General features: G+C 72.1%; 16 protein-coding genes. 8 read left to right on the top strand and 8 right to left on the bottom strand.

Translation table 11 applies throughout. The features are described from left to right. Positions 1 to 41 precede the first annotated feature (41 nt). Together ACZ5WE_RS02585 and ACZ5WE_RS02580 are read right to left on the bottom strand one after the other, a co-directional pair. A complete protein-coding gene (locus tag ACZ5WE_RS02585) occupies positions 42 to 473 on the bottom strand; it encodes a VOC family protein (RefSeq protein WP_467690599.1) in 432 nt (143 codons plus the stop codon). A gap of 39 nt (positions 474 to 512) precedes the next feature. Beyond that, positions 513 to 1025, bottom strand: coding sequence for a pyridoxamine 5'-phosphate oxidase family protein (locus ACZ5WE_RS02580; RefSeq protein ID WP_467690598.1), 513 nt, complete (start codon positions 1023 to 1025; stop codon positions 513 to 515). A 116-nt stretch (positions 1026 to 1141) separates the two neighbouring features. Here ACZ5WE_RS02580 and ACZ5WE_RS02575 point away from each other — a divergent pair, with 116 nt between their 5' ends. Beyond that, entirely contained in the window at positions 1142 to 4153 is a 3012-nt protein-coding gene (locus ACZ5WE_RS02575; RefSeq protein ID WP_467690597.1) for a bifunctional [glutamine synthetase] adenylyltransferase/[glutamine synthetase]-adenylyl-L-tyrosine phosphorylase, read from the top strand. Here ACZ5WE_RS02575 and ACZ5WE_RS02570 read toward each other — a convergent pair. Then, a complete protein-coding gene (locus tag ACZ5WE_RS02570) occupies positions 4141 to 4767 on the bottom strand; it encodes a TetR/AcrR family transcriptional regulator C-terminal domain-containing protein (protein ID WP_467690595.1) in 627 nt (208 codons plus the stop codon). The two genes, ACZ5WE_RS02575 and ACZ5WE_RS02570, sit on opposite strands and share 13 nt — an antisense overlap. Before the next feature lie 190 nt (positions 4768 to 4957). On the opposite strand from ACZ5WE_RS02570, the gene ACZ5WE_RS02565 reads away from it, so the two are divergent. Then, positions 4958 to 6406: an APC family permease gene (locus tag ACZ5WE_RS02565; RefSeq protein WP_467690594.1), complete on the top strand. Its 1449-nt coding sequence runs from the start codon at positions 4958 to 4960 to the stop codon at positions 6404 to 6406. Between the two features lie 213 nt (positions 6407 to 6619). Then, a complete protein-coding gene (locus tag ACZ5WE_RS02560) occupies positions 6620 to 8200 on the top strand; it encodes an amidohydrolase (RefSeq protein WP_467690592.1) in 1581 nt (526 codons plus the stop codon). 41 nt (positions 8201 to 8241) lie between these two features. Here ACZ5WE_RS02560 and ACZ5WE_RS02555 read toward each other — a convergent pair whose 3' ends face one another. From ACZ5WE_RS02555 to ACZ5WE_RS02545, 3 genes are all read right to left on the bottom strand, one after another. After that, positions 8242 to 9132: a phosphatase PAP2 family protein gene (locus ACZ5WE_RS02555; RefSeq protein WP_467690590.1), complete on the bottom strand. Its 891-nt coding sequence runs from the start codon at positions 9130 to 9132 to the stop codon at positions 8242 to 8244. 75 nt (positions 9133 to 9207) lie between these two features. After that, positions 9208 to 10242, bottom strand: a complete 1035-nt coding sequence (locus tag ACZ5WE_RS02550) for a LacI family DNA-binding transcriptional regulator (RefSeq protein WP_467690589.1) — start codon at positions 10240 to 10242, stop codon at positions 9208 to 9210. A gap of 25 nt (positions 10243 to 10267) precedes the next feature. Continuing rightward, positions 10268 to 11935 (bottom strand): glycoside hydrolase family 13 protein, encoded by a 1668-nt coding sequence (locus ACZ5WE_RS02545; RefSeq protein WP_467690914.1) that lies wholly within the window; start codon positions 11933 to 11935, stop codon positions 10268 to 10270. A 299-nt stretch (positions 11936 to 12234) separates the two neighbouring features. On the opposite strand from ACZ5WE_RS02545, the gene ACZ5WE_RS02540 reads away from it, so the two are divergent. The 5 genes from ACZ5WE_RS02540 (at position 12235) to ACZ5WE_RS02520 (ending at position 17245) form a co-directional block, all read left to right on the top strand. After that, the gene (locus ACZ5WE_RS02540) at positions 12235 to 13860 is read left to right on the top strand and encodes a SpoIIE family protein phosphatase (RefSeq protein ID WP_467690587.1); all 1626 of its coding nucleotides are present in this window, start codon (positions 12235 to 12237) and stop codon (positions 13858 to 13860) included. A 90-nt stretch (positions 13861 to 13950) separates the two neighbouring features. Then, the gene (locus ACZ5WE_RS02535; RefSeq protein WP_467690586.1) at positions 13951 to 14877 is read left to right on the top strand and encodes a metal-dependent hydrolase; all 927 of its coding nucleotides are present in this window, start codon (positions 13951 to 13953) and stop codon (positions 14875 to 14877) included. Position 14878: 1 nt separating this feature from the next. Beyond that, entirely contained in the window at positions 14879 to 15949 is a 1071-nt protein-coding gene (locus ACZ5WE_RS02530) for a PDR/VanB family oxidoreductase (protein WP_467690585.1), read from the top strand. Between the two features lie 76 nt (positions 15950 to 16025). Next, the gene (locus ACZ5WE_RS02525; RefSeq protein ID WP_467690584.1) at positions 16026 to 16730 is read left to right on the top strand and encodes a TetR/AcrR family transcriptional regulator; all 705 of its coding nucleotides are present in this window, start codon (positions 16026 to 16028) and stop codon (positions 16728 to 16730) included. Next, complete coding sequence (locus ACZ5WE_RS02520) at positions 16727 to 17245, top strand: GNAT family N-acetyltransferase (RefSeq protein ID WP_467690582.1); 519 nt, start codon at positions 16727 to 16729, stop codon at positions 17243 to 17245. The genes ACZ5WE_RS02525 and ACZ5WE_RS02520 overlap by 4 nt, the downstream gene beginning before the upstream one ends. Positions 17246 to 17249: 4 nt before the next feature. Here the strand turns inward: ACZ5WE_RS02520 and ACZ5WE_RS02515 are convergent, their stop codons facing one another. Together ACZ5WE_RS02515 and ACZ5WE_RS02510 are read right to left on the bottom strand one after the other, a co-directional pair. Then, positions 17250 to 19157 carry a hypothetical protein gene (locus ACZ5WE_RS02515; protein WP_469157274.1) on the bottom strand — a complete coding sequence of 636 codons (1908 nt, stop codon included), beginning with the start codon at positions 19155 to 19157 and terminating at the stop codon, positions 17250 to 17252. A 30-nt stretch (positions 19158 to 19187) separates the two neighbouring features. Next, positions 19188 to 19679 (bottom strand): tetratricopeptide repeat protein, encoded by a 492-nt coding sequence (locus tag ACZ5WE_RS02510; RefSeq protein WP_467690578.1) that lies wholly within the window; start codon positions 19677 to 19679, stop codon positions 19188 to 19190. Positions 19680 to 19939: the final 260 nt, after the last annotated feature.

Below are 19939 nucleotides of genomic sequence, written 5' to 3'. Positions count from 1 at the left end.
CAGGGCGCGGGGGCCCTGTCAGCGCGACGCCGCACCCCGTGTCACCGCTCCGAAAGCGGACTCGGAGCCTCCTGAACCGTCCAGCCGTTGCCGTCCGGATCCTTGAAGAAGCAGAAGCCGTTCCAGGTGTCCCCCGTTCCCTCGGCCCAGCCGTCGGGGCCCACGTGCAGTACGGGCGTCACGTCCACGCCGCGCTCCGCGAGCTCGGCCCGCGCGGCCACGATGTCCGTGACGCACAGCTGCAGTCCGTGCAGCGAGCCCGGCGTCATCGCCGAGGCGCCGGGAGCGGGCGGCAATCCGGTCTCCATGGCGAACGAGCAGCGCGAACCGGGCGGGGTGAACTGCATGACGCGCACACCCGGGGCGACCGTGGTGTCCAGGTCCGCCTTGAAGCCGCACCGGTTCTCGTAGAAGTCCTTGGCGCGCTCCATGTCGGTGACAGGGACCATCACCACTTCGAGTGTCCAGTCCATCAGATGTCTCCTCGTGTCAGATGAGGTGTCCCTCTGTCCTCACGTGAAGCGCCAGCGCGTCTGGCTGAACGGCTCGCCCTTGCCGAAACCGAAGGCGGTGCGGGGCGCCACCTCGAAGACGTACGCGTGGCCCGCCCCGTGGTGGAAGCAGCCGTCCCGTACCTCGTAGTGCCAGAACCTGCCGTACTTCTCCTCCCACGCCGCCGCGAGGCGCCGCAGCCTGTCCTCGTCGGTGATCCGGACCGCGGCGCCCTCCACGACCAGGTCGTGGCCCTTGTCCCAGAGGTTGATGCCGGTGGTCAGCACGACCTCGGGGTTGGCCGCCACGTTCCGTGCCTTGCGCTCATCGGGGCCCGTGCAGAAGTGCAGCGCACCGTCCAGCCAGACCGCGGGCAGCGGTGTGACGTGCGGGCGCCCGTCGGGGCGTACGGACGAGATCCAGAAGAGCTCGGCCGACTTGAGCTGCCGCACGGCGTCGGCCCACGGGGTCGCGGTCGCCCCGGCACTGCTGTACCGGGAATCCAGTTCCGTACGCGGTTCCTTGCTCGGCATGGTCCGCCTCCTGACGCCGACACCAATGTTCCCGTCCAAGGACGGACTCCGCACGCGGGCAGAACTCATCGGTCAGGCCGTAGGCTCGGGCCAGGAGATCGAACGGAGGCGCGAGGATGACGGTGCCGCAAGGGCGCAGAAGCAGTACGTTTACGCGACTGCTGCGGCATGGCTTCACCGATCCGTCCGCGGCCGAGCGGCTCCTCGGCGCTCCCGAGCTGTCCGCGGTGCGGACCGACCCGGTGCTCCTCGACGCCCTCGGCGTGGCCGCCGACCCGGACCTGGCGCTCCTCGGCCTCGTACGCCTGGTCGAGGGGCAGTCCGACGACACCGGCCGCAGGGAGCTCCTCGACACCCTGGTCAGCGCCAAGCCGCTGCGCGACCGGCTGCTCGGCGTGCTCGGCGCCTCCGAGGCCCTCGCCGACCACCTGGCCAGGCACCCCCGCGACTGGCGGGCCCTGGTCACGTACGAGCTGGCCGACCTGCACCCCGGCGTCGAGGAGTTCGAGCGCGGCCTCGCCGACGCCACCGACCCGGTCTCGCTGCGCGTCTCCTACCGCCGCTGCCTGCTCGCCATAGCGGCCCGCGACGTCTGCGGTACGACGGACCTGGCCGAGGCGGCCGCCGAGCTCGCGGACCTGGCGACGGCGACCCTGCGCGCCGCGCTCACCATGGCCGAGCAGGCGGCCCCCGCGGACGCCGCGCAGTGCAGACTCGCCGTCATCGCGATGGGCAAGTGCGGTGGCCACGAGCTGAATTACGTGTCGGACGTCGACGTCATCTTCGTCGGCGAGCCCGCAGAGGGCCCAGGCGGCATGGACGCCGCCGACGAGGGCAAGGCGATCCAGGCCGCCACCCGGCTCGCCTCGCACATGATGCGGATCTGCTCGGAGACGACGGTCGAGGGCACGATCTGGCCGGTCGACGCCAACCTCCGCCCGGAGGGCCGCAACGGCCCCCTCGTGCGCACCCTCAGCAGCCATCTCGCCTACTACCAGCGCTGGGCCAAGACCTGGGAGTTCCAGGCGCTGCTCAAGGCACGTCCGGTGGCCGGGGACCTGGACCTCGGCAAGGAGTACGTCGCCACCCTCGCACCCCTCGTCTGGCACGCGGCCGAGCGCGACAACTTCGTGCCCGACGTGCAGAAGATGCGCCGCCGGGTCGTGGAGAACATCCCCGCGGGCGAGGTCGACCGCGAGCTGAAGCTGGGCCCCGGCGGCCTGCGGGACGTCGAATTCGCCGTACAGCTCCTGCAGTTGGTGCACGGCCGCGGTGACACCTCGATCCGCAGCGGCTCCACCCTGGTGGCCCTGGAGGCGCTCGCGGCCGGCGGCTATGTGGGGCGCGTGGACGCGGTCCAGCTCGACGACGCCTACCGCTTCCTGCGCTCCCTGGAGCACCGCATCCAGCTGTTCAAGATGCGGCGCACCCACCTCATCCCCGAGGACGACGCCGACCTGCGGCGCATCGGCCGCTCCCTGGGCATGCGCACGGAGCCGATCACCGAGCTGAACCGCGCGTTGAAGCGGCACACCTCGGTCGTGCGCCGCCTGCACGAGAAGCTCTTCTACCGCCCGCTCCTGGACGCCGTGGCCCAACTCGCCCCCGTAGAGACCCGGTTGAGCACCGAGGCGGCCCGCGAACGCCTGGTGGCCCTCGGCTACCACGACCCCGCCGCCGCCCTGCGCCACCTGGAGGCCCTCGCCTCCGGCGTCACCCGCAAGGCGGCGATCCAGCGCACCCTGCTCCCCGTGCTCCTCGGCTGGTTCGCGGACTCGGCGGACCCCGACGCGGGCCTCTTGAACTTCCGCAAGGTGTCGGACGCCCTGGGCAAGACCCCCTGGTACCTGCGGCTCCTGCGTGACGAGGGTGCGGCGGCCGAAAACCTCGCCCGCGTCCTGTCCGCCGGGCGACTGGCCCCCGACCTCCTCCTGCGGGCCCCGGAAGCGGTGGCCCTGCTCGGCGACCAGCGCGGCCTCGAACCGCGCGACCACGCCCACCTGGAGCAGGAAGCCCTGGCCGCGGTGGGTCGCGCGGACGGCGCCGAACAGGCCGTGACGGCGGCGCGAGGCGTCCGCCGCCGCGAGCTGTTCCGCACGACGGCGGCGGACATCATCGGCTCGTACGGCACCGAGGAGAGCCCCGTGGCGGCCGACCCCGGCGCGCTGCTCGACCGGGTGGGCGACGCGGTCTCCGACCTCACGGCGGTCACGATCGCGGGGACCCTGCGGGCGGTGGTCCGCGAAGGCTGGGGCGACACGCTGCCGGTGCGGTTCGCGGTGATCGGCATGGGCCGCTTCGGCGGCCACGAACTGGGCTACGGCTCGGACGCGGACGTCCTCTTCGTCCACGAGCCCCGTGAGGGCGTCGGCGACCACGAGGCGGCGAAGGCGGCATCCCAGGTGGTCTCGGAGATGCGCAGACTCCTCCAACTCCCCAGCTCCGACCCGCCGTTGCTGATCGACGCGGACCTCCGCCCGGAGGGCAAGAGCGGCCCGCTGGTGCGGACCCTCGCCTCGTACGAGGCCTACTACCGCCGCTGGTCACTTGTCTGGGAGTCCCAGGCGCTGCTGCGGGCCGAACCGGTGGCGGGTGACGCCGAGTTGGGCCGCGCCTTCATCGACCTCGTCGACCCGCTGCGTTACCCGGCGGAGGGCCTGGGCGAGGACGCCGTCCGCGAGATCCGCCGTCTGAAGGCCCGCATGGAGGCGGAACGCATGCCGCGCGGCGCCGACCCCACCCTGCACACCAAGCTGGGCCGCGGCGGGCTCTCGGACGTCGAATGGACCGTCCAGCTCATGCAGTTGACCCACGGATGGGTCGAGCCGGGCCTGCGCACGACCCGCACCCGGGAGGCACTCGCCGCGGCCTGCGCGGCCGAGCTGATCCCGACCGAGGACGCGGCGATCCTGGACGAGGCGTGGGTCCTTGCCGCGCGGGTGCGCAACGCGGTGATGCTGGTACGCGGCAGGGCGGGTGACACGTTCCCCTCGGACGGCCGTGAACTGGCGGCGGTGGGGCGGTACTTGGGCTACGACCCCGGGCACGTGGGAGACATGCTGGACGACTACCGCCGGACCACGCGCAGGGCGCGGGCCGTGATGGAGGAGAGGTTCTACGGGGCGTAGTGGGCCCGGGGCCCGAGCAGGGTCCGCGCGTGCGCGAGGAACCCCGCGAGCGCCAGCTCGAACGCCCGGTCGGCGCGGCCTTCCGGCACGGCGTCGAGCGCCCGCGCGAGCCGTGGCGTCGACGTCTCGTCCGGCAGCTCCCACATGGCCTCCGGTGCCGCCAGGTCGAGGGCCGAGCCGAGCACCAGGTTCTCCAGGGCGATGATCACCGGCATGACGTCGGCGAGGGCGAACCCGGCGTCCATCAGCAGCGTCACCGCGCCCTCGTACTGATCGAGTACGCGAGGCGCGCGCACCGGTGAGGTCATGAGGAGCGGGATGACCCGGGGGTGGGCCGCGAAGGCGGCGCGGTAGGAGTGGGCCCAGGCGGACAGGGACGCGTCCCAGGGGCGTCGTGGGTCGAGGGTGGCGCCGTCGATCGCGTCGCACACCCGCTCGCGCAGCAGCTCCACGATGCCGTCGCGGCCGTCCACGTGGTGGTAGACGGAGCCGGTCTGCGCGCCGAGGCGCTTGGCGATCTGCGGGACGCTGAAGTCGCCCTTCTCGTCGACGAGGGCGAGCGCGGTGGTGGTGATGCGCTCCCTGTCGAGCAGGGGTGTGCGCGGCCGTCCCATGAATCCGATCTCCTCGCCAGGTCTTCCAGGGGCCAGGGGCTCCCCGGCGCCAGGGTCTTCCCGTACGCCCATGCCGGAGGCTACATTGCGCAAACCGAAAGCCTTTAGGTTTGGGGATCCGGCGGTTACCCCCACCGCCGCGGTCCCTGCCCTCGCCTGCCCCGCCTGCCGCAGAAGGGCTTGCCTCCGTATGTCCGTGACCACCCCGACCCCACCCGCCGAGACCGGCCCCACGCTCCGCGGCGGCTCCCTCGGCACCGCCGACATCGCCTTCTTCGTCATCTCCGCCGCCGCCCCGCTCACCGTCATGGCGGGCGTCGCCCCCATCGCCATCTCCCTGGGTGGCATCGGCGCACCCGTCGGCTATCTGCTCGCCGGGATCACGCTCGCCGTGTTCGCCGTCGGGTTCACCGCGATGAGCCGCCACGTCCGCAGCGGCGGCGCCTTCTACGCGTACATCACGCGGGGCCTCGGCCGTCCCGCAGGCATCGCCGCGGCGCTGCTCGCCATGCTGGGCTACAACGGCATGGAGATAGGGGTCTACGGACTCCTGGGCACCGCCACGCAGGACACCGCCCTCGCCCTGTTCGGCACGGACATTCCCTGGTTGCCGGTGTCCCTCGCAGGGCTGCTCCTGATCTGGTACGCGGGATACCGCTCGATCGACTTCGGCGCGAAGCTGCTCGGCGTGCTGCTCGTCGCCGAGACCGGAATCCTGGTGCTGCTGGCGGGAGGTGTCCTCATCAAGGGCGGCGGCGCGGAGGGCCTGAGCCTGGCCGGCTTCGCCCCGGGGAACGTCCTCGTCCCCGGCACGGCCGCCGTACTCGCCTTCGCCTTCGCGGCGTTCACCGGATTCGAGTCGACCGTCATCTACCGCCGTGAGGCGCGCGATCCCGACCGTACGGTGCCGCGCGCCACGTACATCGCGGTGGCGTTCCTCGGGCTGTTCTACGCCTTCGTCGTCTGGACGGTGATCCAGGCCTTCGGCGACGAAGCGGTGGTGAAGGCGGCCGGATCGGACCCGGCGGGCCTCTTCTTCTCGGCCATCACGACCTATGTGGGCGGCTGGGCCGCCGACTTGATGCACGTGCTGATCGTGACGAGCGTGCTGGCGTCGCTGCTGGCCTTCCACAACGCGATCAACCGGTACGGGCTCGGGCTCGCGGAGGAGGGGGTGCTGCCGAAGGCGCTCGGCCGGGTGCACGGGCGGCACCGGTCGCCGTATGTGGCGGGTGCGGCGCAGACGGTCCTTGGGGCGGTGGTGGTCATCGCCTTCGCGGCGGCAGGCGCGGATCCCTACGCTCAGCTTCTGCTGTGGGTCAACACCCCCGGGATGATCGGCCTGTTGGCGCTCCAGCTGATCGCTGCGGTCGCCGTCCCCCTCTACTTCCGGCGGATAAGCCACGGCGAGGGCGTGCTGCGGACGGTGGTCGCGCCGGTGGCGGCTTCGGTGCTGCTGAGCGCGGCGCTGGTCCTGGTCGCCACGCACATAGACGTATTCACCGGGGCGAGCCCCTTCGTGAACACCATCCTGGTGGGGGTGGCTCCTGCGGTGTTCGTCCTGGGACTGCTCCTGGCGCTGTGGCTTCGCCGCCGCCGGCCTGAGGTGTACGAGGGCTTCGCGGCGGAGCCGAACTGAATCGTCCCCAACCCCGCCCCTCCCCGGCTGCATCTGTTGGCGGCTCCGCCGCGCAGGGGGCTCCGCCCCCAGACCCGCTCCTCAAACGCCGGAGGGGCTGAACCAATCAGCCCGTCCGGCGTTTGAGGACGAACTCGGCGAAGCCGGTGACGAGGGCAGCCAAAGCTCCCGCGCAGCAGGTCCGTACCCACCCCACCTGAACGGAGTTCCCCCGTGCCCCCGGCCGACCTCATCCTCACCGGCGCCCACATCCGCACCCTCGACCCCGCCCACCCCCACGCCACCGCCCTCGCCGTCCACGAAGGACACATCGCGGCGGTCGGCGACGAAGCAGACGTACGCGACTGGCGCGGCCCCCGCACCGAGACCGTCCACCTCGGCGGAGCCTCCCTCACCCCCGGCCTCGTCGACTCCCACAGCCACCCCGTCTGGGGCCTGGAGATGGCCACCGGCCGGGACCTCAGCGGCGTACACAACATCGACCAGCTCCGCGCCGCCCTGCGCACAGCAGACCGCGTCGAGGGATGGGTCATCGCCTGGGGGCTCGACCACAACGCCTTCGGCGGGCGGCCGGTCCACCGCGGCCTCATCGAGGACGCCCTCGACGGCGCACCCGCCTTCATCCGCCTCTACGACGGCCACTCCGCCCTGGCCAGCGGCGCCGCCCTCCGCGCGGCGGGTGTCGAAGGGCCCCGCACCTTCGCCCAGCGCGCCACCGTCGTCTGCGACGACGAGGGTCGTCCCACCGGCCACCTCGTCGAGCACGCCGCCATGGACCTCCTCGCTCCCGTCCTGCCCAGCCCCTCCCGGGCCCAGCGCCGCACCCGCCTGGTCGAGCTGCTCTCCGCGATGGCGGCCACCGGCCTGACCGGCGCCCATGTCATGGACCTCGGCGGCGATGACGTACCCGGACTGCTCGCCTCGGTCGAGCGCGAAACGCAGCTCCCCCTCCGCCTGCGGCTCGCCCCCTGGTGCATGCCGGGCGTCGACGACGAAGGCCTGGCCGAGCTGATCGCCCTGCAGTCGCGCGCGGGCAGGCTCTGGCGGGTCGGCGGCGCCAAGTTCTTCATGGACGGCACCGTCGAGGGCGGCACCGCCTGGCTGGAGCACGCGGACTGCCACGGGCAGGGGACCGAGGCCTTCTGGCCGGACCCGCGGGCCTACGCGCACGCCGTACGGCACCTGCACGCGGCCGGCGTGCGCACGGCAACCCACGCCATCGGGGACGCCGCCGTACGGCACGTGCTCGACACCGTGGCCTCACTGGGGCCCGGCGGCCGCCTCGCGCACCGGATCGAGCACATCGAGACCGTGCCGGACGACACGGTCCCGCGCTTCGCGGAGCTGGGGGTGATCGCCTCGATGCAGCCGCCGCACACCGCGTACACGCGCGCCGACCACACCGACGAGTGGTCCAAGCGCCTTGGGGACGAGCGGGCCGCACGGGCCTGGCGGACCCGGGATCTGCGGGACGCGGGTGCGGTCGTCGCCCTGGGCTCCGACTGGCCCATCGCGCACTACGACGCTCGTGAGGTCCTGGCCACCGCGCGAGCGCCCCGTGGAGCGGCGGGGCAGGCACAGGGGCTCACCGGGCTCCAAGCCCTGGAGGGCTGCACCTCGCACGCCGCGATCGCCGCCGGAGAAGCCGGCGTCGCGGGGCGTATCGCGCCCGGTTTCCGGGCTGACCTCACGGCCTTGGGACTCGACCCCGTGGAAGCGCCCGCCGACGAAGTGGCGCAGGCGCCGGTCCGGCTCACCGTGTCCGGCGGACACATCACCCACCGTCACCCGTGACAGCGGGGACGGGGCTCCGCTCAGGCCCTGAACCTGCCTGCTCAGGCCTTGAACCTGGCCCTGACCTTGGCCGGCAGGAGCGGAGCCCGGTCCTCACGCAGCGCCACCTCACGCGGCAGCCGGTGCGGCATCGCTCCGTACCAGGCCCAGGCCACCGCGAAGCCGAACGCCAGGCAGATCATGCCGCCCACGGCGTCGAGCCAGAAGTGGTTGGCGGTGGCCACGATCACGATCAGGGTCGCCGTGGGGTAGAGCAGGCCGAGCACCTTCGCCCACGGCACCGAGGCCAGGGCGAAGATCGTCAGGCCGCACCACAGGGACCAGCCGATGTGCATCGAGGGCATCGCCGCGTACTGGTTCGACATGTGCTTGAGGTCGCCCGAGGCCATGGAGCCCCAGGTCTGGTGGACCAGGACCGTGTCGATGAAGTCGTGGCCGTTCATCAGGCGCGGGGGTGCCAGCGGATACAGGTAGTAGCCGAGGAGGGCCACCGCCGTCGTCGCGAAGAGCACCATGCGCGTGGCCGCGTAACGTCCCGGGTGCCACCGGAACAGCCAGACCAGGACTCCGAGCGTCACCACGAAGTGCAGTGTCGCGTAGTAGTAGTTCATGCCGACGATGAGCCATGTCACCGAGTTCACCGCGTGGTTGACGCTCTCCTCCACGGCGATCCCGAGGTGCTGCTCCACCCGCCAGATCCAGTCGGCGTTGCGAAGGGCCTGCGACTTCTGTTCCGGCACCGCGTTGCGGATCAGGGAGTAGGTCCAGTAACTCACCGCGATCAGCAGGATCTCGAACCAGAGCCGGGGGCGTCGGGGCGTACGCAGACGACGCAGGAAAGTCCGCCCATTGCGGTCTTCTCGCTCGCCCGCGATGGGTGCTGTGGTGGGCCGCTGCTGGCCTTCCAGTGTCGTCACAGTCATCTCACCCATAGGCACAGAGTCTGCCAGATACCGACCCTCCGACCGATCATCCCAAGGTCTGGTTCAGGTCGCATTCTCTACGCCCTACGGACGAGTGCGCCCCCGAGGGGCAGAAGCGGTTGAACCCCGAACGACCAGCTCCGGCATGAAGACGAACTCGCTGTGCGGGGCGGGAGTGCCGCCGATCTCCTCGAGGAGTGTACGCACCGCCGCCTGCCCCATCGCCGGGACGGGTTTACGCACCGTGGTCAGGGGCGGATCGGTGAACGCGATCAGCGGGGAGTCGTCGAATCCCACCACCGAGATGTCGTCGGGGACCTCGAATCCGCGCTGCCGTGCCGTCCGTATCGCCCCCAGGGCCATCATGTCGCTCGCGCACACGACAGCCGTACAGCCGCGGTCCAGGAGCGCGGACGCCGCGGCCTGCCCGCCCTCCAGCGTGTACAGCGAATGCTGGACCAGCTCCGACTCGATCTCCTGCGGGGTCAGTGCCAGCTGGTCCCGCACCGTGCGTACGAAGCCCTCGATCTTCCGCTGGACGGGCACGAACCGCTTGGGGCCCAGGGCGAGTCCGATCCGTGTATGGCCCAGGGAGACGAGGTGGGTGACCGCGAGGCGCATCGCGGCCCGGTCGTCCGGTGAGATGAAGGGTGCCTGCACCTTGGGGGAGAAGCCGTCGACGAGGACGAACGGCACGCCCTGCGCGCGCAGCTGTTCGTAGCGCTGCATGTCGGCCGAGGTGTCCGCGTGCAGGCCCGAGACGAAGATGATGCCGGAGACGCCGCGGTCCACGAGCATCTCCGTCAGCTCGTCCTCCGTGGAGCCGCCGGGCGTCTGGGTGGCGAGAACCGGCGTGTAACCCTGCCGGGTCAGGGCTTGGCCGATGACCTGGGCGAGCGCGGGGAATATCGGGTTCTCCAGCTCCGGCGTGATCAGACCGATCAGGCCCGCGCTGCGTTGGCGCAGCCGCACCGGGCGTTCGTAGCCGAGCACGTCGAGTGCGGCAAGCACTGACTGGCGGGTGGCCCCGGCGACGCCGGGCCTGCCGTTGAGCACCCGGCTGACCGTCGCCTCGCTGACCCCCGCCTGCGCTGCGATGTCGGCCAGTCGCGCGGTCACAGGATTGGACTGTACCGGTCACATCTCAGGCTGCCCACCAGACCGTTGAATCCGCGGGGACGATCGTCCCGTCGGCGTCGGGCGTCTCGTCGCTGCTCGACAGCTCGTCGCTGCTCGACAGGAGGAGAGTGCCGGGGGCCGGGACCGTGACAGGGCGGGCGGTGAGGTTCACCGTGCAGACCACCGAACCGCGCGGCGTCGTGCGGCGGAAGGACAGGACACCCTCGGGGGCGTCGAGCCACTCCACGTCGCGGCCCGCGCCGAGGGCGGGGTGCTCGCGGCGCACGGCGAGCGCCCTGCGGTAGAACTCCAGGGTCGATGCGGGGTCGCCCTCCTGGGCCTCGACCGTGAGGTCCTTCCAGTCGGCGGGCTGCGGCAGCCAGCTCGGGCCGCCCTCGACCGGCCCGAAGCCGAACGGCGCCCGCTCCCCGGACCACGGCAGCGGCACCCGGCACCCGTCCCGCGTCCCGTCCTGCCCCGTGCTGCGGAAGAACGCCGGGTCCTGGCGCACCTCGTCCGGCAGCTCCGTCACCTCGGGCAGGCCGAGCTCCTCGCCCTGGTAGATGTACGCCGAGCCGGGCAGCGCCAGCATCAGCAGCGTGGCGGCCTTCGCCCGGCGGAGGCCGCGCGCCGCGTCGCCGTCGGCGAGGCGGGTGCAGTGGCGTACGACGTCGTGGTTGGAGAGCACCCAGGTGGCGGGCGCCCCCACGGCGTTCATCGCGTCGAGGGAGCGGTCGATGACGGCACGCAGCGCGGACGCGTCCCAACCGGTCGTCAGATACTCGAAGTTGAAGGCCTGGTGCAGCTCACCGGGGCGCAGATACCGCGCGCTGCGTTCCACCGTCGGCGTCCACGCCTCGGCCACGGCGATGCGGTCGCCCGCGAACCCGTCGAGGATCCGCCGCCAGTCGCGATAGATCTCGTGCACGCCGTCCTGGTCGAAGTAGGGGACGGACTGCTTGCCGAGCAGCTTCACCTGCTCCTCGTGGCCGATGTCGGGCAGCCCCGCCGCCTTGACCAGGCCGTGGGCCACGTCGATGCGGAAACCGTCGATGCCGAGGTCGAGCCAGTAGCGCAGGATCGAGCGGAACTCCTCGTGCACCGCCGGGTGGTCCCAGTTGAAGTCGGGCTGCTCGGGCGCGAAGAGGTGGAGGTACCACTCGCCGTCCGCGACCCGCGTCCAGGCGGGACCGCCGAAGACGGACTCCCAGTCGTTGGGCGGGAGTTGGCCGCCGGTGCCCTTGCCGGGCCGGAAGTGGAAGCGTTCGCGCGCCGAGGAGCCCTCGCCCTCGCGCAGCGCCTGCTTGAACCACTCGTGCTGGTCCGAGCAGTGGTTGGGCACCAGGTCGACGATCACCCGCAGTCCGAGCGCGTGCGCTTCCCGTACGAGCTCGTCGGCGTCCGGAAGGGTGCCGAACATGGGGTCGATCGCGCGGTAGTCGGCCACGTCGTAACCGGCGTCGGCCTGCGGGGACGCGTAGAAGGGGGAGAGCCAGACGGCGTCCACGCCGAGCCGCTTCAGATGGGGGATGCGGGCCGTGACGCCCGGCAGATCGCCCATGCCGTCGCCGTTGCCGTCGGCGAAGCTGCGCGGATACACCTGGTAGATGACGGCGTCGCGCCACCACGCACGGGGCGCGGAGCCGTCGGCCGATGCGTCTGCGGGAAGGGCGGCGGTGACGTGCTGGGTCATGAGGTCCTCAGGAGCAGGAGTACAGGGAGTGGGCGGCACTCCGTTGAACGCCCCGCGGAAGGCGAAGGTCACGAGGGTGTACTCCTCACCTGTTCCCCCGAACAGGCCGAAGTCGGCAATTCTACTGTCGGGCCGAGTCCGTGCGAGGCGGGTTCGATGACCTCCACCGTTCCGGGTCGTACTGCCGCCGACTTCCCCCGGGAGGTGTCCCGGCGCGCTAACTTGATGGGGCAGGCACGAGTCGGCCTGCCCCGTTCCGCGCCGAGGGGCTGTCCCGCGTGAGCGTCAAGGGCAAGGCAGTGAGCACAGTCAGCACGGTCCTGGTGGTCGACGACGTGCCTGCGAGCAGGTACGCGCTGAGCGCCGTCCTGCGCAGGGACGGCCATCGGGTCCTGCTCGCCGCGAGCGCCAGCGAGGCGCTGATCGAACTCGACGTGCGGATGCGGGCCGGGGACCTGCCGGACGTGGCCCTGGTCGACGTCGGCCTGCCCGACATGAGCGGCTACGAACTCTGCCGCCGCATCAAGCAGTTGCCGCCCATCGCCAGCCTGCCCGTCGTCCACTTCTCGGCGGCGGCCCGCCCGCCCGCCGACCGGTGCCGAGGGCTCGACGCGGGCGGCGAGTCCTACCTGACGGTGCCCGCCGAACCCGAGGAGATCCAGGCGGTCGTACGGGCCGCGGCGCGCGGGGCGCGCTCCCGCAGTGACGCCCAGCTCCGGGCCGGGCGGCTCGCGTTGCTCGCCGGGACGATCCTGTCCGTGCAGTCGGCGCGCTGCCTCGGCGAGCTCGCGGACGCGGCGGCCACCGGCACGGAGCGGCTGACCGAGACCCCCGCGACGGTGTTCGTGCTCGGCGCGGACGGGGAGATCCACCGGGGGCTCTCCCGGCGCCGAGCCGCCGCTTCGCTGCCCGACCCCGGGGCGCACGAGGCGGTGGCCCGGTTGATGCGGCGCATCATGTCGGGGCGTACGGGTGTGCGGCATACGGTCGTGCCGGCCCCGCTGTGGCCGGCCGGGTTCTTCCGCTCGGTGGGGGGAGTCGGGCAGTGGTGCGACGGGACGCCGGAGGAGGCCGACCTCGTCCTGGCCCGGCTGAACGAAGGGCGCACACTGGTGTGCCTCGCGACGCCCGCGTACCGCGAGGGCCTCTCCGACGAGACGGGGCACCTCGTCGAGCGGCTCGCCCACGCCACCGCACTGGCCGCGGAACCGCTCCTGATGTACGAGGAGGAGCGCCATGTCGCGCTGACCCTGCAACGCAGCTTCCTGCCGTCGAAGTTGCCGGAACTGCCCGGCACGGATGTCGTCGTCCGCTACGAACCGGCGTCGCGCCAGACCGAGATCGGCGGGGACTTCTACGCGGCGCTTCCGGTGCCCGGCGGCGTCCTGACCGGCATCGGTGACGTCGTCGGGCACTCGCTGGAGGCGGCCACCGTGATGGTCGAGATCCGGCACGCGCTGCGCGCGTACTGCGTCGAGGACCCCGACCCCGGCGCGCTCGCCGGGCGCCTTGACCGGATGCTGCAGCACTACCATCCGGGCGTGACGGCCACGATGTGCCTGAGCCTGGTCGATCCGGCCACCGGGCACACCCGGATCGCCAACGCGGGCCACATCCCACCGCTCGTGGTGCGGGACGAGGGCACGGCCGCGTACGTCGACGTGCGGGGGCCGCTCCTCGGCCTCGGCCTCGCCCGGCCGCAGCCGAGCGAGGTGACCCTGGAACGGACCGAGCGCCTGCTGATGGTCACGGACGGGCTCATCGAGACGCGGGGCATGGACCTCGCGGTGTCGATGGAGCAGCTGCGGATCGCGGCGGCGGGTGCGCCGCGGGGCGTCGCCGAGCTGTGCGACACGCTCCTCGCGTGCTTCGGGCACGAACGCGATGACGACATCGCGCTCCTCGCGCTGCGCCGGACGAACTGACCCGCACGCGCGTACCGCTTGAAACGCACTGCCCAATTAACCGACGCACGGACCTGTACCCACACGCCTACCCGTCAGTACATTGACGCCATGTCTAATACGCAGAGCCGGGAGCCGAAGCCTGTCGCGTCCGAGCACATACCGCTCAAGGCGCGCAAAGTCTCCTTCTCCTGGGAGGACACCCCGCTGCACTGGGTGCCGGGCGACCCCTTCGCCACGCACACGATCAACGTGCTGCATCTGCTTCTCCCGGCGGGCGAACGCTGGTTCGTCCACGTGTACAAGCAGGTCCTGCCGTACATCCGTGACGACAGGCTCCGCGAGGACGTGATCGGCTTCATCGGCCAGGAGGCGATGCACGCGCAGGCCCACGACGAGGTCCTGCCGCACCTCAAGGAGCAGGGCCTCGACCCCACGCCCTACACCGCCCAGGTCGACTGGCTCTTCGAGAAGATGCTCGGCGACAGGACGCTGCCGCCCGGCAAGGCCCGCAAGTGGTGGCTGATGGAGCGCGTCGCGATGATCGCGGCCATCGAGCACTACACCGCCTTCCTCGGCAACTGGGTCCTGAACGCGGAGGAGCTGGACCGCAGGGGCGCCGACCCGACGATGCTGGACCTGCTGCGCTGGCACGGCGCCGAAGAGGTCGAGCACCGCTCCGTCGCCTTCGAGCTCTTCATGCACGTCGACGGGAGCTACCGCCGCCGCGCACGCACCTGGGCCACGGCCTTCACCGCACTGGTCTTCCTGTGGCAGCGCGGCGCGCGCTTCTTCATGGAGAACGACCCGACGCTCATCGGCGGCAAGGCGTCGTTCAAGGACTTCTACCAAGGCGGCAAACAGGGCACGCTGCCCACGACGCAGGACATGGTCCGCTCCATCCCCCGCTATCTGAGCCGCGCCTACCACCCCTCCCACGAGGGCAGCACCGCACAGGCCGTCGCCTATCTCGCCTCCTCCCCGGCGGCCACCGCCGCCGAGACCGCGACGGAATCGCTGCCGAAGGGAGCGCGCTGACATGCCCCGCATCCGCACCGTCCTGCTCGTCACGGGCGCCGCCCTGCTCGCCAAGCGGGCCATGCGGCGCCGTATCGACGCCTCCCCGCTCTGGCCGCTGCCCGCCCTGCAGGAGCCGGTCTCGGGCCGCCCGCGCTCCCGCGCGCTGCGCCTGGTCGTCACCCGGCACGAGGCGGTCGCCGAAGGAGTCGTACAACTGCGCCTGGAAGGCGACCACTTGCCCGCCTGGGAGCCGGGCGCCCACCTCGACCTGGTCCTTCCCTCCGGACTCGTCCGCCAGTACTCGCTGTGCGGGGACCCCGAGGACACCTCCTCGTACACCGTCGCCACCCGCCTCATCGGTGCCGAGCAGGGCGGCCGGGGCGGCTCGCGCGAGGTGCACGAACAGCTCCAGGAGGGGACGGAGGTCGAGGTGCGCGGCCCGCGCAACCGCTTCCCGCTGGCCGACGCCGACGCGTACGTCTTCGTGGCGGGCGGCATCGGCATCACCCCGATCCTCCCCATGCTGCGGGAGGTCGAGGCCGCGGGCCGTGCGTGGCGGCTGCTGTACGGGGGCCGCTCCCGGGCCTCGATGCCGTTCCTGGAGGACGTGGAGAAGCTGGCGGGGACCCACGCCGGGCGGCTCACGGTGGTCGCTGAGGACGAGGGCGGACGCCCGGATCTCGACGCCTTCCTCACGGACCTGGCGCCCCGCACCGCGGTGCACGTCTGCGGCCCCGAGGGCCTGATGGAGGCGGTGGCGGCGGCGCTCCCGGAAGGGGCCGAGCTGCACCTGGAGCGCTTCACGCCCCACACCTCCACGGAGGGCAACGGCACCTTCGAGGTGGAGCTGCGCCGCAGCGGCCGGACCCTGTCCGTGGCCGCGGACACCACGGTCCTCTCGGCGGTGCGCGCGGCGCTGCCCAACACCGCGTACTCCTGCGAGCAGGGCTTCTGCGGAACGTGCCAACAGCGGGTCCTGGAAGGGGATATCGACCACAGGGACGAACTGCTCACTGACGCCGAGCGCGCCGACTCGATGCTGATCTGTGTGTCGAGGGCGGGCGGTGACCGAATCGTCCTGGACATGTGAGGCAGGGGCGAGAGATGTGAACGGTTGGGGTGGACCGGCCCCTTGGGCGGCCGGTTCTGCTCGGTAAGGTGTTCGCATGACTACCGGGGTGCGCCGCAGAATGGGTGTCGAGGAGCGGCGGCAGCAGTTGATCGGGGTCGCGCTCGACCTGTTCAGCCACCGCTCGCCCGACGATGTGTCCATCGACGAGATAGCGGCGGCCGCGGGCATCTCGCGACCGCTGGTATACCACTACTTCCCGGGCAAACTCAGCCTGTACGAAGCGGCGTTGCAACGCGCGGCGGACGATCTCGCCGAGCGCTTCGTGGAGCCGAGGGAAGGACCGCTGGGCGCGCGCCTGCTGCGCGTGATGGGCCGCTTCCTGGACTTCGTGGACGGCCACGGCCCCGGCTTCTCCGCGCTGATGCGTGGCGGCCCCGCCGTCGGCTCGTCCACCACCAACGCGCTGATCGATTCGGTGCGGCAGGCGGCGTACGTCCAGATCCTCACGCACCTGGGCATCACGGGCCCGCCCGCCAGGCTCGAACTGGTGGTCCGCTCCTGGATCTCGCTCGCCGAGTCCACGGCACTCATCTGGCTCGACGGACGCCGCATCCCGCGCGCCGAGCTCGAGCTGCAGTTGGTGCACGACTTCGCGGCGCTCGCCGCGGTGAGCGCCGCGTACGACGACGAGATGGCCGCGATCCTGCGCCGCATCCTCGCCGAGGAGCCCCCGGACGGGCCGTTCGCCGAGCTCATCACCCGCCTGATAGCACTCGCACCGCAGGAGCAGAGCAGTTGACCCACCGCCTGGCCGGCGAAGAGGACATCCCGACCCTCGTCGCCCTCTACGACGGTGCCGCGCACTGGATGCGAGGCCGGGGGATCGACCAGTGGAAGCCGGGCGAGAAGGGCGCGGAGCACTTCCGCGGGCGGATCGCGTCGGACGAGGTCTGGCTCGCCCATGACGGCGAGATGGTCACCGGCGCGTACGAGGTGTGGTGGGCGGACGAGCCCGCCTGGGGCGAACAGCCGCCCGTAGCGGGCTACGTGCACCGCCTGATGACACGACGCGGCGCCCCGGCCGGAACGGGCCGCGCGATGCTGGCGCGCGCGGAGCAGCGGATCGCGGATGCGGGCCGGGACCGCTGCCGCCTGGACTGCGTGTCGACCAACCCGCGGTTGCGGGAGTACTACGAGGCGGCGGGTTACACGGTCGTGGGGGAGCTGCCGGGGAAGGTGGCGGCGGACGGGAGCACGTACGGCGTGATGCTCCTGGAGAAGGATCTGCGGGAGCTGCGCCCGTCCGACGCCTGAGGGATCAACGCAGCGTCGACACCTTCGAGCCGTCCGCCAGCCGCCCGGTGAGCCCGGCGCGAGCGCCACGTTCCAGGGGCGCGGCCACGGTGTTGCCGGGGGTCCGGGACCCGCCGGACGCCCTGAGCGAGACGACGTCCCTGCTGCCGCCTCCCAGCAGGTACCAGTTGCCGCCCCGGGACTTCCACCGCACTCCCGCGAGCACCGAAGGCTCCCGCGCCCCGCACGCCGCGGAGTCCTCGGCCTTCGCCGCGACCGCGGCCGCGCCCGCCGCCTGGAACTGCGCGAGGGCCCGGCCCCCGTCGCCCCGCCACGTGTCGGCCCGGGTGCAGAGCCAGACCGCTGAGCCGTTCGCCTCGGGCAGCGCCTGGCGTGCGTACTGCCAGGAGTTCACCGACCGCACGCCGTTCGAGCGCGCGTCGGCGAGCGAGCAGGCGGCCGATGACCAGTTCGCGGCCGTGGCCTCGCGCGGGGCCTGCGGGCGGCCGGTGGTGAGATGGGCGGGGACGAGTTCGCCGAGGTCGGTGGAGAGACGGTTCATCCCGCTGTCGTCCCGCAGCTGCAGGGCGTTCCACGAGGTGCACGCGCGGGCCTGCGCCGGACTGGCGAACGGCGCCGTGACACCCTCGCCGTCCCGCTTCAGGGCAGCGGCGCTCCCCTCCGGCTTCAGGAGGTCGCGTACGGCGACACCGCCCACCCAAGGCGCGGTCAGATACCGGACGTTGCCGTCGACGCGGTTCACCACCAGGGCTCCCGCCTCGGCGCTGGTGGCGCCGTCCACGCGCGCGAAGTCGAGTGCGGCTCCGCTGGTGCCGTCCTTGGGCTCGGCGTACCGCACGATGCGCAGTCCGTCGTACAGCAGCACGACCCGCGCCGCGTCGACCTCGCCGGCGAAGAGCAGTTGCGCGGGTCCGGGGGGTGCGCCCGCCGCCGTGCCGGGGGTGGCCGAGACCTGTACCGATTCACCGGGGCGTGCCCAGACGGCCAGGGCCCGCCGCAGCAGGGCGTCGTCGTCGACGAGCGCGCCCCTGGCCGGCCAGACGGAGAAGTCGGCGCGGGCGGACTTCTTCCACACACCGGCCGCGACCTTCGTCACCTGCTCGGGATCGAGAGCGGCCTGACCCGCGGGGTTCCTCGCGTACGCGGGCGCCGCGGCCCCGTCGGGCCCCCACCCGTCGCCCGGCAGGCCGAGCAGCGCCCCGCAGACCAGGGCGGCCGCGAGCGCGACGCCCGCGGCCTTCATGTGCTGCCTGCGGCGCATCAGATCGGTGGGCCGCGCCTGCAGCGAGCAGGGGTCGAACTCGGGGGACCTGAGCAGGTCGTACGCCGCGACCACGCCGTCGGCCTCGACGAGTGCTTCCGCCGGCTCTTCGACTCCGGCGGCGGCGAGCACCTTGCACACGTCGCCGTCGGGGAGGCGCTCGAGGCCGCGCAGCACGTACGCGGCCCGGGCGGGGCCCGAGAGGGCCGAGAGGCGCTGGTCCAGGGCGAGTTCGTCGGCGCCTCCCGACCGCGGGAAGAGCCTCAGCCCCCAGACCTGCGGCAGCAGGGGCGGCAACTGCGCTCGCTTGGGCCAGGCCTTCCGCCTCAGCGGCAGCCCCGCGTCGAGCGCGGTGCCGACGACACGCAGCCGTACGTACGCGTACCCGGGGTCGCCGCCTCGCCCGTCTCCCGAGCGCTGCTCCGGGATGACCTCCGCGTCGCCCGACCTGCGGCTGCGGGGCAGCGCGCGCTGAGTCAGGGCGTGGGCGGTCAGGACCCGCCGGTTGCGCCCGAGGCTGGGCGGAAGGACCAGGTAGGCGAGCCGGACCAGGCGTGGGTAGTGCTCGACGAGGGCGGCTTCGGCCTGCTCGACATCGACGACGCCGGAGAGATCACGGGGCGGGGAGGGGGACTTCACATTCGACGACACGTTCAGCAAAACGAGCGAATCGTCGGATGGTCACCTCTCTGTGAGCTCTCGAGCATAATTGCCCATCGACCGCTGGTAGCGCGGGAGGTGGGGCGCGAGGGCGCCGAGCACCAGGGCCAGGCCTTCGCGTTCGCGGCCGAGGGTGGCGAGGCAGAGGGCGAGGGCGGCGCGAACGGCGTCGTCCAACTCGTCACTCGGCTCGCCGAGTTCGGCTTCGAGCAGCGCGACGCCTTCCTCCGCATGCCCGATGTTCCTCAGCGAGCTGCTGAGTTGAATGGCGGTGCGCCGCCGCCGATACCCGTCGAGCCCCTTCTCCAACGCCTCCCGGTACAAGGGCACGGCGCGGTCCGAGTGGCCGGTGGAGTCGAAGGCGCAGGCCCTTTCGAAGGGGCCGAGGGGACTGCCGTCGGGCAACTCCTCGACGAGGGCGTCGATGATCTTCCGGAACTCGGCGCCCCGGTCGTCGTACTCCTCGACCGAGGCCCACGCCTCGGCCACGCGCTGCTCCCACGCAATATCCATGGCCACACTTTCGCATGGCGTCACCGTGCCCGGCGCTGAAGCCCCCAAGCGGGCCTCCCCCGCCCACTCACCCGTTCACCCCGCATCCACCCCTGCCCGAACAAGCTTTCCCGCCCACTCGCCCGATTGCCCCGCGATGATGGGGGCGGGTGGGAGCAAGAGTGCGGCGGGGCGAGGGGGAGGTGGCAGGTGGGGTGGGGGTGGGACAGTGCCACGCGCCCGCAGTCGGCATCGAGACGCGAGGGGACGTGCCGGTATGT

The sequence above is a fragment of the Streptomyces sp. NPDC033180 genome, from assembly GCF_055577645.1.
Note: the sequence above shows the minus strand (reverse complement) of the source record. Positions and strands in the feature narration are given on the sequence as shown.

What these genes read in the sequence shown, in the direction of transcription:
- ACZ5WE_RS02585 (WP_467690599.1), bottom strand. Translation starts at nt 473, where the DNA reads ATGGACTGGACACTCGAAGTGGTGATGGTCCCTGTCACCGACATGGAG.
- ACZ5WE_RS02580 (WP_467690598.1), bottom strand. Translation starts at nt 1,025, where the DNA reads ATGCCGAGCAAGGAACCGCGTACGGAACTGGATTCCCGGTACAGCAGT.
- ACZ5WE_RS02575 (WP_467690597.1), top strand. Translation starts at nt 1,142, where the DNA reads ATGACGGTGCCGCAAGGGCGCAGAAGCAGTACGTTTACGCGACTGCTG.
- ACZ5WE_RS02570 (WP_467690595.1), bottom strand. Translation starts at nt 4,767, where the DNA reads ATGGGACGGCCGCGCACACCCCTGCTCGACAGGGAGCGCATCACCACC.
- ACZ5WE_RS02565 (WP_467690594.1), top strand. Translation starts at nt 4,958, where the DNA reads ATGTCCGTGACCACCCCGACCCCACCCGCCGAGACCGGCCCCACGCTC.
- ACZ5WE_RS02555 (WP_467690590.1), bottom strand. Translation starts at nt 9,132, where the DNA reads ATGGGTGAGATGACTGTGACGACACTGGAAGGCCAGCAGCGGCCCACC.
- ACZ5WE_RS02545 (WP_467690914.1), bottom strand. Translation starts at nt 11,935, where the DNA reads ATGACCCAGCACGTCACCGCCGCCCTTCCCGCAGACGCATCGGCCGAC.
- ACZ5WE_RS02535 (WP_467690586.1), top strand. Translation starts at nt 13,951, where the DNA reads ATGTCTAATACGCAGAGCCGGGAGCCGAAGCCTGTCGCGTCCGAGCAC.
- ACZ5WE_RS02530 (WP_467690585.1), top strand. Translation starts at nt 14,879, where the DNA reads ATGCCCCGCATCCGCACCGTCCTGCTCGTCACGGGCGCCGCCCTGCTC.
- ACZ5WE_RS02525 (WP_467690584.1), top strand. Translation starts at nt 16,026, where the DNA reads ATGACTACCGGGGTGCGCCGCAGAATGGGTGTCGAGGAGCGGCGGCAG.
- ACZ5WE_RS02510 (WP_467690578.1), bottom strand. Translation starts at nt 19,679, where the DNA reads ATGGATATTGCGTGGGAGCAGCGCGTGGCCGAGGCGTGGGCCTCGGTC.